Source organism: Spirosoma spitsbergense DSM 19989 (genome assembly GCF_000374085.1).
Lineage (GTDB): Bacteria > Bacteroidota > Bacteroidia > Cytophagales > Spirosomataceae > Spirosoma > Spirosoma spitsbergense.
This window is the reverse complement of sequence record NZ_KB893405.1, coordinates 1-10,846: the sequence shown is the minus strand read 5'-3', so window position 1 is coordinate 10,846 and position 10,846 is coordinate 1. Positions and strand designations below refer to the sequence as shown.

Genomic DNA, 10,846 nt, shown 5'->3' with positions numbered 1-10,846 from the left:
GTTTCAATCCTTCTTGTGATGGATTAGCCTCTGGAATCGTCAAATTCGGCAGTGTCGGGATTGTTGACATCCTGTTTCAATCCTTCTTGTGATGGATTAGCCTCTGGAATACGTCCTTTGAGATAATATTCTCATAGCCAGACTTATAACCCAAGTCTGGTTACACTCCTTTTTGTCATTTAGCAGGTCAAAGATCATCAGAATCAGCCATTTTTTCTACCCTTTCCGTAAAGGCAAACATCTAAAAATCAATTGTTTATAGGTGATTTTGGACAAGTTTAAAATATAAAGCTGCCCGGAAGCCGGTCATTTAATACACACATTGCGGTATGTGCAAGTTACACAACGCGCCTTTGCTTTTGTTGCCTTCGGATAGAAATTACGGTCGATAATTGAAAATATCGATGCAGCTGCCCGCTTAACATCCGCCTTGTTTTCATCCGTTATTGGCACTTCAATGACCCGGTTATTACTCCGAGTGTATACAATGAAACCCCGATCCACCGGACGACCGAAATTAACTTCGATCAGCCAGGCGTAACAGTACAACTGCGTTCGGTAGGTATCGTATACCTTATCCTTGTACTCGGCGAATTTGTAATCCAGCGGAGCCAGCGTACCATCGCCGAATTCGAGCACTTCGTCCACCACACCCCGAATCAATTCGTTGGTCAGGTACTGATCGACGTGTTTCCCTACGACAGGAGCACCAGGCCGACCCAGTCGCTTTCGCAGATAGTCTTTATTGCGCTCCAGCCGCTCGTCGTGCAAGTGCCGCCCCCGCATTACTTTGTAATCGTTCTCCTCAAACTGTGGAATGGCTAGCACGTACTCGAAGTAGGTGAAACGAGGGCAGAACAGATACTCGATGATGTGAGAAGGGGTTAAGGTCATAGCTTAGAAGAACAATGCCCTGATTTCGTCCGTCACCAGTTTTTTATCGAATGCCTGTCCCAGCAGAGCCGTCTGCTGTAATTCGCCACGGCTCATGGGGAAAATATACACCTTATCAGTCGTTTCGTCGATCAGTTCTTCCAGTTGCAGTTGCAGCGTGTCTTTTTGGTTCTGTGTTAGCGTACCCAGAAAGCACGAAAACTGCACCCGGTACAGGCCCGCCTGCTGGCACCGTTTGGCCGCTTTGGTCCGGGACTTATCCTTCACAATATCATAGAGTACCCACACGATCATAGCTTTATCATGTCAGGCGGTCCGCCGGTTTTTCCGATGAGTTCATTAGCAAACTGATGCGCATCAAGTTGAATGCAATGGCTCCGTACCAGATTTCGGCCCCGGTACCGAATGGGGTCATTGTCCAGAAACTCGTTAAACGCATTCACCAGCAATTCTTTACCAGCCGCGTTGAGCGAGTAGCCCGACCGCGATCCGGATACTTCACCAATGTGCGATTTATTTACTTTCTTGGCCGAAAACAGCCGGAATACCACCTCGTCGGCCCAGCCCCGATACGGCTCGATAAAATCGTATACCATGCTCAACTGATTGTAATCGTCGCGGTGCAGAAATCCCAGGTATGGGTCCAGCCCGGCCAGCATCAGAGTCTTTTCTACTTTGCCGTACAACATGCCATACCCGTAGTTCAAAAAGGCGTTGAATGCATCCTGCGCCGGTCGGCTGCTGCGGCCGGAAAACCGATAATCAGGAGGTAGCACGTAGCTCAGCGTTTCGAAATACAGTCGCCCCGCCGTGCCCTCAAGCCCACGCAGCGTATCGGCTACCTCGGCCACGCACGCCGGTCGACCAGCCAATGGCTCCACGGTGTTGATGGACAGCGACAACGCCTGTAGCCGCACCAGTTTATCGTCCAGATAATTGGCGTGTTGCGGCCGGTGTTTTTTCAGGTCGCGGATAAATCCGGTCTGATTGTCGAGTTTAGCCAACAGCCACGTTCGTATCCAGCGTAATCCGTCGGCTCCCAGACTAGCCTCCAGTTGTCGTTTCCGGATTTTAGTGGTGCTGCCCAGTTTGGCGTGCCACACTCGTCCAATGGGATCGCCCTGTTGCTCAATGAACACCACATCCACATTGTGCCGCATGGCCAGCCGCACGGCATCGGTGCTGAGCGAAGTGCCGGTTGCCAGCAGAATATGCGTCACTTTTTCGGCCGAATAGGTCGCACTGATCACTTTGCCATCTTCGCCCTTACGTCGGACATCAAACATGGCATCTTTTACGTGTAGATACGTTCCGTAGGTAGTGATGTGGAGTTGCATGGATTAAGGGTGAATAATGTCGCTGTACCGTATTCATCGCACGGCACAGAGGTCAAACACTCATTCTATCATTCAGTGATTGAACAGTCCCGAACCCCCGCGATACCGCTTTACCCAGGCCAATGCCATCGGGCAGGATAACGTTAGCCAGAAAGCTACCCGTGAAGGCCACCATCGTCTGGTTTTTAAACTGGGTAGTCCGTTCCTGCACATCCAGCCTTACCATAACCCGTTCGTGGGGCTCCAGCCACAGCCCAAACTCCCGAAACAGGGCCAGTACCTGACTCGTCAACACTCGTTTTAACTGGGCCTGCTGTTCAGCTTGGGAGTAATGCCGGTAATCGCGGTAGTTGGTTTGGTTGAGAGCCATCCAGAGCGTTTCAAACCGGTATTCAATCAAATCGTCTGCGATGCCAACAAAAGCCTGTTCGTGCCGTATGTGCTTACTTAGGACGGGAAAGGACTGACCGTCAATATCGATTTCCCGCATCTGTAGAAACAGCTGTGCCAGTAGTCCTGCGCCTTCACCCAGGCCCACCAGCGTAGGTGTTTGGTGTAACACCTTGTACTGCACCAACGGATACGCATACCGGAACTTTACCACTGTAGTAGCCACGTCCCCGGTTTCTTCACTATCGCTTTCCAGGTGGTTGTGCAACAGGGGCGATTGCTCTTTAAAGAGGTCGCCAAAATACCCCCGCAGCTTATGCGCGTCGCGGGTACGGAGCGCAATTTCGGGAAAGGTGATGGTCGTAGTAGGGATGAGGGTTTGGGTTGGCATTTTAGTAGTGGTAGGTTAGGGCCGCGTTAGCTTTTTTTTTGAATCGAAGGCCACGCTCGAAGTCGTAGTCGCAGTCGAAATACTTAAACCAACTGTGTTTTGCATCGTCCGTTGGCTTGTTTACTTTTACATGATAGCTTCTAACAGCAACTTCGTGTTTGCTTTTCTCCAGGATAGTAGCGTCGATTAACTCACTTTGGTAACGGGCCGGAATTACACTTACCGTATCTAATCCTTCGCGGGTAAAGGCCTGCTCAAAACCACCGTTGAAGTCGTAGAGGTAGTGACAGTTTTCACGGAGTAACTTCTCCTGCTTGCTCAAAGCATCCACGTACAATTTCTCGTTCTCTACGTTCCAGTCTTTGTAAACTGCATCAACCATATCGAGCAAATTCTGCTCTGAAAGAGCCACGTCCTGATGCTTTTTCAACTCATCAAATGTGCTAGTCAAAATACCTTCCGGGTAATCGTAAATAAACTTCTCGGCTTTTTCGGAATGCGGAAAAACGGTGATCTTACCCGGCAATTTCCCCCGTTTTCGGTTGATTCGTCCGGCCCGTTGAATAATCGCGTCAATCGGTGCGTTTTCGGTATAAAGTGCTTGATAATCAATGTCTAAAGAAACTTCTACGACTTGGGTGGCTATCAGTAGGAATCCTTCTTCTGGCTTTTCGTGTTCGTTTGCCAGAATGGCTCCTTCCTTCTCTGTCCGGTGCTTGACAATGAAGCGTGAATGATAACAAATTGGACTGTACGCAGCATACTGATCGTAGAGCCTGATGGCTTCGTCAACGGTATTGACCACGATCAAAACCTTCTTTCCATCCACCAAGTCCTGTTCAATGTCGGGCTGGAGTTGGTCAATGGTTTTGTCCGTGACGTGAAAAACATTCCGCTTTTTCTCCAGCAATTCCCGATCCCGCAACACGGTTACTCCGTCACCCAACTCATAGGCCAGCAACGTCTGTAGTTTTGTGGGCATAGTTGCCGTCATCACGTAAAACTGTGTCTGAAAATAAGTACGCAAATAGCGAATGGTGGCCACAATCAGCCCTAGCGTGTAAGGCGCATAAGCATGAATTTCGTCAAGAATGACCCGCGCCCGGAACAGGTGAAACGTCTTCATTTCCCACCAGCCGATGTTGAACCCCTGCGTCAACATCTGATCTACGGTAGCAACCGTGACAGCTTTGAAAAAAGCCGCTTCGCGCAGATAGCTGAAGTTGTCGTAGGTCTCGTCAAGTTCCAGCCGAAACAGCTTTGCCGACGAATGGACAATGGCCGTGTAATCGTCCTGATTGTCTGCTGCCCGGCCAAAGTACTCATGCAACCGCAAATACAGCGAATTTGACGTAACGCGGGTTGGCAATAAATAAACAATCTTCTCGAAACCCTCGCGCTGACTTGCCCATAGTAAAGCTGCTTCCGTTTTGCCGCTCCCGGTGGGCGCAATGGCCAACACGTTCCCTGCGATGGTCGCGCTCTTTTTCTGAAGTTTACTGAAGTCGTCAAAATTTTTAACTCGTTCGGCTACCTTTTTCCGAATATGGTCTGTATTATACTGCAACTGCTCTTCCAGATTCCGATGGCCCGAAGCGGTCCAGTCTGCAATGACTAACAGGGCTTTTTGCAGGATGTACGTCTTGCGGTACTCGTACCTATCATTTTCTATCAAGTCCCGTAGCACTGGCTCCACGATACCCCGGTCTTTGATAGTCAGCAGTGATTCAACTGGATAAGGTGCAATAAACGCCCAGGCGGCTTCCAGTTCATTCAGAAAACCAGCCTGCGCCGGGTAGTTTTCCATGACGTGCTGACGGGCGTATTGGAAGAATGCGTTAACATCTTCGGGCCTGATTTTCCATTGTTTCGCCTGATCTTTAGAGAAAAGGTCAGGCGTAAAATCCTTGTGGTGGGTAAGCACAGCGAAAACCTGCGCCGGGTTGGGATGAATATCCTGTCGCTTCCGGTTTTTGAGCAATGCGTGGGCCGCTAACAGGACACCGGATAAAAACTCATGCCGCATCGGTTCGTACCCTTTCTCAATGACTGGTTCATTCAGGGCCTTCGACAGCATATTTTGGAAGTTCAGCGATGCCTTGCCGAAATCGTGAAACAGAGCCGCTATGAAGCAGTCGAACCAAAATGTTTCGTCTTCGCCCAGCACGTCGGCGTACCGATTTTGTAGTGCTTTTGATGCTCCCAATACTAAATCTGTGTGTTTGCCGAGCGATTCCCGGTCTTTAGTTTTGGCTAACAGATGGTCGAGCATACGGCCTTAGAGGTCAAAGAGAGGAACAAACACGTCGTCAACCTGCACACCAGGAAAACTCTTGTTCTGAAACGTAACCCTTGGGCCTACGAACGAAAACAAGTTACGCTGGGACACTGAACGCATCCCGTAATCGGACTTATAGGTAAAGCGCGTGGGTAGCTGATACGCAATTGGATCGGCACTGCTCAGACTGAGCGCGAACGTGCCACCGTACAAAACCTGCTCCAGAATGGCGGGAACAATGTCGCCGACAACCAATGTATTTTCGAGCGTTTGCCCGTCCACTATGGCATCGGTCAGCGTGGTTTTTACGACTTTCGCCAGTGAGTCACTTTGCCCAAGCGTCAGGGCGTACACCGGACTGTCGAACGCCTGTTTGAGTTGTTCCACAGCTGCATGGTCGTTACTGCCGAATACAAGCCGGTAATGTGTGTTGACGTACAGTTCCCGTAGAACAATACTTTTATCCTGGTCGGTTTGGCGGTATTTCCAAAGGTCACGGGCCAGGCCTTCGCCTTTGCCCGATACGCCAGCCCGTATCTGATGGGTATCTACGAACGTCTGTGCCATCCGGGGCGACAGGCCCAAAGCGGCCCCCGCCAGCCCAATCAGGGCAGTTGGCGGGGGCAATGGAAACGACTTGTGGAAATTCTGAAACTCCGGGTTGCGAAACGAAGCCGTGATAGATTTCAACTCAACGGTACAGCAGAGCATACGGAGTGGGTTTAGTTGGTTGTGTAGTAGTCCCGAACCCACTGCTTAATGGTTGCGAATCCATCTTTCAGGCTTACCACCCCGTCGGCTTTTCCGAAAACACCTTCCTGCGTAGCCAAAACCGATTCGTTGATGAACGGCTCGTAGTCAGAGATTACGCTTTGCAGAGCTTCTACATCAACCTGCCCGTTGCGGCCCACTTTCAGGGCTTCCAGAAAGACGGGGTTTTTAGAACTCATACACGCTGCGGCCATGAACTTGGGCGAGATGTCGGCCAGAAACCGCGACTGCCGCCCCGAACTCCACATGGTTTGAAACGCATCCAAAAAGCCTTCCACCCGCTTTGCACGTTCTGCCCACGGTAGTTTACCATCTGCTTTCTCGAATCCTTCACCCGCGCCAACCCGGTCAAGTTCAATCAGAATCGTCCCCCGGTAGATGCCGGAGTGAATCTCAGTCTCGAAAATATTGGGTTGGCCACCGTCTAATTTCTTAGCCATGTAGTTCGTGCCAAAGTCGAGGTCTTCCTGAAACTTGGTCAGGGCCAGCAACGACTCGACCCGGACGGGAGAAGTGCGAACGGTGGCTTTACCCTTCTCTGCGTCTTTACCCTTGGCCGCGTCCATGAAGCCAAACAAGTCATCGTCAATATATTGTACCGGGTCAAGTTGTGTTTTGGCCGCGCCTTTATCTTCGCTGGCTTTGGCAACCGGCGAAATCGTCCAGCCCAATTCTTCGAGTTTATCACGTAACGCACGGCGCACCGCCTGTGAAGATAGGTAAGGTAGTTGGTCGCCGTTATCAAGCGTGACTTTCTTAATCGTCACGATATTGTCAACCTCTTTGTCACCACCGTTCAGGCTGGCGAATGACACTTTGGACAGGTAAGTAATGGTCAGGCTGTTGATTTTCATTGGTTCGGAGTTTTATCAGATTTAGGACTGAGTTCAGGATTGATTTGGTTGAGCGCGGAGATAATAACGAACTGCTTAATCCAGTCGTAGTTATTTTCATTGATACCTTCGAGGAGGTCACGGCTGATGTTCAGCGTAAACCGCGACTGCACCCGCGAAAGCTGATCCATGAAGCCCGCAAACTGATTAGCTTTTCGGAGCGCAATGATGTATTTGCGTCCCTGTCGGGCGTTGGTTTTTCGGTCGTTTTGATTGTAATTCAGAATCCCCTGCCCAACCTGCGAACCCAGATTGAGGGCGCGTCGCTGTAATTCTTCGTTCTGCATAATATTTTGGTTTACAATGAGTTCATATGCGGAAATAAACTTAATGAGTTCGTTGTACCGTTTGTAGCCAATGCTCTTACCAGGTTCGTTGAGTACGTCGAGCAGGTATCCGTAGCAGTCGTTGAAAAAGCCTTCCATGTCGGCCAGAATGCTTTGGCCGTTGAGCACCTTACCCACGAATCTTTCCCGAAACTGACGTTCCATCCGATAGCGGTCCCGGTTTGACTGGAGCGACGGTTTAATGAGTTTTAGACTTAGCCAGACGTTAGGAATAGACACGCCCTGCTGACCTAACTTATGAATTAGCGCGAAGACAAACTTGACGTGGTGCAGATTCTCGAACTGATTGGGCCGCATCGTAGCTGCGAATGACTCGGCCCGCATTGACACTATACCCAGCGTCCGGTCGGCCACGCCAAGCAACTTAAGTAGTTCCCGGTTGTCTACGTTTGGTCGCTCGCCCATTACGTTATTATAGAGCGTGAAGAGCAGGTAAAAAAGATTCTCGTTGCGACCAATAAAGTCGCTGCTCCTTCCCAACGGGTTGTTCTCGTCTGATTGTGGGAAATTGGCTACGTACTCTTGTTTTCGAAGCACATCTAACGGGCGGGTAATTGGGCCGAATTTGTCCTGCAAAATCTCGTGGAGGTTGGTCAGGTTGTCGGAATAGACCAGATAGACATTTAGCGCGTCGCGGAGTTTGCTTGGGTACTGGTAAAAACAGGTAGCCGCCGAGAAACGGCTCAAATACAGGGCTTTCCAGCTAACCTTCGTATCGTTTCCGCTACGGTGAGAACGAAAAGCACCGATACCCGAAAAAAACGGTGATATATTCTGGGCATCGACAAGTCTCTTTACTAATTCGCCCGTGAGGTAGCAGGGGTGCGTCCCTAGTTCGAAATGAGCGTTTTGCGGAGTTTCCAGCCGAGTGAGTTTGGTATAAGGCCCGTTGAAATACACCTTGCTCAACAGTTTCAGGTTACGCTTACCAAACTCAGTTTCAATTTGGGTGGCAAGAACAGGGTTCTGTTTTCTGATTGCGTCAATCTTGATGGTGTCTTCCTCTTTTGGCGTTGTACCCTGCGCGTTGTTGGTCAGCAGTTCGGTCAAGCCGTAGGTGTTCATCTTAGGGAAAGGTGTTGCCGTCAGGTTCCCCATTGGGTCAACATCGAAGAATAGATTACCGGATTCATTTTCCTGTTTGTCGGTGAACGTGTCGTACACCTCGCGGCCCATAGCATAGTACAGAGCTTCGAGCAGGCCAAATAAATCGTGGTGGTTAATCCAGAGTTTGTCAGGCTCTAAGGCGTAGTTGACTCCTTTGATGAGAGAAAACGGCTCTAATCGGGAAAGTTCTTTTCGTTCAACTTTCTGCAAGTACCGGTACACCGCGACGATACCGTTATCGAGAAAGACGTTGTGTGTTTGGGTAAAGGTTATCTTTTGCATACCCTTGTTTCAGTTTTTCTGTGAGCAAATCAACTCTAGTAAAGTGACGCAGTCTGTCACCAAACCAAAATCTATTTTGTTACTCTTTCGTATCTTCGTCCAAAACCGGCCTCATCCATGACTATTCTTCAGCTTCCCGTTCCCGAAACCACTGCTGAACGCTTTCAAACGTTGTCGGCCCAACAGCAAACGCTTGTTTCGCAGTTAGTGGCGGATTGCCTGTCCGAACCCTCCAGTTTGACCGATGTTATGGATTACGTCAGCTTTAAAGCCACCCAGCGTGGCCTTACGCCCGATATCCTACAGCAATTACTGGATGAGGAATGAGATTTGTCATTGATACCAATACCCTCGTTAGTGCTGCGTTATTTGCCAGGTCTACTCCGCGTCAGGCGTTTGATACGGCCCTAAATCGAGGTGAACTCCTAACGTCTGAAAGCTGCTTAGCCGAACTTAATCAGGTATTACATCGACCTAAGTTTGCCCGTTACCTGACCCCCTTCGAAGCGGACTTGTTCATCAATCAATATAGCCTGAAAGCAACAATGGTGTCGGTTAGTAGCGTAGTTAAGGATTGCCGTGACGCTAAGGACAATAAGTTTCTTGAACTGGCCATTGACGGAGTTGCTACCTGTATCATCACGGGTGATCAGGACTTGTTGGTACTGCATCCGTTCCTGACTATCTCCATTGTAACCCCATTTGATTTTCTGAGCTGGGCACCCGCCTAACCTTACTTCACGGGCTGAATTCGTTGATCCGTCCCCGCACGTAATCCCGAAATTCGTCCGGGCCATCGATTATTATCTGTCCAGGCAATCCCAACACAAACCGGCCAATACCTACCCAGCTACGCACTTCCCCCATGTAGGTATATGGAAATGCCTTGTCGGTCGGTGTAAGTCGGATGTCAGGCTGGGTAAGCGGACGATCTTCTATTAATAGCCGGTAGGCCATTGGGCTCAACCGGAGCGAAACGCAAACGGGCGTTCCTGGCCAATCGAAGGGGTCCGTAGGTGCTTCGGCCGGTGGTTTCGTCTGTAAAGTATCCAGCAACATCACGTCTTCGATGCGCTGTGTTTTGAAGGTTTTCACCGTATCAGAGCCAGGTTCGTAGGCCGTAAGCTGGGAGAAATTATCCGAGAACGCATGAGGCTCCACCAACCTATCATCGATGGTATTGCTATTGGCGGAGTAGTAGCGAAGCAACTGCACCTGCTGGCGGTTACGAATGGCTTCGGCCAGAAAGTTCACGACCAGACTCTGGTGCTTATCGACCAGCGTATCGGAAAGGGGAAACAGCGTGGAGTGCTGATAGATCTTCTGTCGGAGTGGAGCCAATAGCGGCAGGGTATCGGGCAGCGTAGCCAGTGCCTGCCGGAGCAATTGGGCTTCTTCTTCCGTGAAGTCAGCCTGTTGCCGACGTTCGTCCTCGTACAGAAAGAAACGAGGGGGACGTTTTCCTTCACTATCGATAATGAATCCGGCCTCGTTCAGCGCATCCATAAACCGCCGGGCGTGGCGCGGGCTACAATCGAGAATCTGAGCTAGCTGGTTGAGGGTTTTGCCGGGCCGCTGCTTGAGCAGCCGAATAAGTTTGAGGGTACGGGTAAGGTTTTGTTGAGCAGACATGGTTGGATGGATAAGTGCTCAATAAAGCTAAAATAACCAATTAAAAGTATAATGTCAGGCACTATTTTCGACAATTATTAGCGACTGACTTAGTTTGTCCTTTAACGGTTCAAGATTTTTTTTGCCAAGGTCATATTGTTTCTATTGAATTTGACTTCTCCTTTTGGTAGAAATCGTTCAAAAAAACGTCAACTCGTTTAATATCGTTGAACTACTAGAATGAACGGGTTTATTGAACGCTGATAAGGGCTATTTTAGGCCACCTGGCCATATCTGGCCACCGTTCAGAAAAACCTCCGATTCCTACCGGGACAAGATAATATGTGAATGGGGAGTGAAGCTAAGTTTTTATTCCCTTTCCAACCGACTGTACCGAAACAATCATCCCTCTAAAAAAACGCGCCCAGANTGACTGAGCGCGGCTTTGGTGTTCGATTTAGTGTGCTGGCTAAAGCACCTGATTTTGATGACTGCCAAACTCAATCATATTACTTACTGATGTTACGCATGGTTGATCTATCTGT

General features: G+C 49.6%; 11 protein-coding genes. 2 read left to right on the top strand and 9 right to left on the bottom strand.

Annotated features, from left to right (window positions below):
* Positions 1-306: 306 nt before the first annotated feature.
* From cas4 to B157_RS0104020, 8 genes are read right to left on the bottom strand one after another with little or no spacing between them, the layout of a single operon-like run.
* The gene (gene cas4, locus B157_RS0104055) at positions 307-894 is read right to left on the bottom strand and encodes a CRISPR-associated protein Cas4 (protein ID WP_020602102.1); all 588 of its coding nucleotides are present in this window, start codon (positions 892-894) and stop codon (positions 307-309) included.
* 3 nt (positions 895-897) lie between these two features.
* Positions 898-1,188: a CRISPR-associated endonuclease Cas2 gene (gene cas2, locus B157_RS0104050; protein WP_018621545.1), complete on the bottom strand. Its 291-nt coding sequence runs from the start codon at positions 1,186-1,188 to the stop codon at positions 898-900.
* Entirely contained in the window at positions 1,185-2,231 is a 1,047-nt protein-coding gene (cas1, locus tag B157_RS0104045) for a CRISPR-associated endonuclease Cas1 (protein WP_020602101.1), read from the bottom strand. Before cas1 ends, cas2 begins: the two co-directional genes overlap by 4 nt.
* A gap of 52 nt (positions 2,232-2,283) precedes the next feature.
* Positions 2,284-3,012, bottom strand: coding sequence for a CRISPR-associated endonuclease Cas6 (locus B157_RS0104040; RefSeq protein WP_020602100.1), 729 nt, complete (start codon positions 3,010-3,012; stop codon positions 2,284-2,286).
* A gap of 1 nt (position 3,013) precedes the next feature.
* On the bottom strand, positions 3,014-5,284 hold the full coding sequence (locus B157_RS0104035) for a CRISPR-associated helicase/endonuclease Cas3 (protein WP_020602099.1): 2,271 nt from the start codon (positions 5,282-5,284) through the stop codon (positions 3,014-3,016).
* Between the two features lie 6 nt (positions 5,285-5,290).
* Positions 5,291-6,001, bottom strand: coding sequence for a CRISPR-associated protein Cas5 (cas5, locus tag B157_RS0104030; RefSeq protein ID WP_020602098.1), 711 nt, complete (start codon positions 5,999-6,001; stop codon positions 5,291-5,293).
* A gap of 11 nt (positions 6,002-6,012) precedes the next feature.
* Complete coding sequence (gene cas7i, locus B157_RS0104025; RefSeq protein WP_020602097.1) at positions 6,013-6,915, bottom strand: type I-B CRISPR-associated protein Cas7/Cst2/DevR; 903 nt, start codon at positions 6,913-6,915, stop codon at positions 6,013-6,015.
* Positions 6,912-8,690, bottom strand: coding sequence for a hypothetical protein (locus B157_RS0104020; RefSeq protein ID WP_020602096.1), 1,779 nt, complete (start codon positions 8,688-8,690; stop codon positions 6,912-6,914). The genes cas7i and B157_RS0104020 overlap by 4 nt, the downstream gene beginning before the upstream one ends.
* 117 nt (positions 8,691-8,807) lie before the next feature.
* Between B157_RS0104020 and B157_RS0104015 the strand changes: the two genes are divergently transcribed.
* Positions 8,808-9,017, top strand: a complete 210-nt coding sequence (locus tag B157_RS0104015; RefSeq protein ID WP_020602095.1) for a hypothetical protein — start codon at positions 8,808-8,810, stop codon at positions 9,015-9,017.
* The gene (locus tag B157_RS0104010; RefSeq protein WP_020602094.1) at positions 9,014-9,421 is read left to right on the top strand and encodes a putative toxin-antitoxin system toxin component, PIN family; all 408 of its coding nucleotides are present in this window, start codon (positions 9,014-9,016) and stop codon (positions 9,419-9,421) included. Before B157_RS0104015 ends, B157_RS0104010 begins: the two co-directional genes overlap by 4 nt.
* A 7-nt stretch (positions 9,422-9,428) precedes the next feature.
* Here the strand turns inward: B157_RS0104010 and B157_RS0104005 are convergent, their stop codons facing one another.
* On the bottom strand, positions 9,429-10,322 hold the full coding sequence (locus tag B157_RS0104005) for a helix-turn-helix transcriptional regulator (protein ID WP_020602093.1): 894 nt from the start codon (positions 10,320-10,322) through the stop codon (positions 9,429-9,431).
* Positions 10,323-10,846 lie beyond the last annotated feature (524 nt).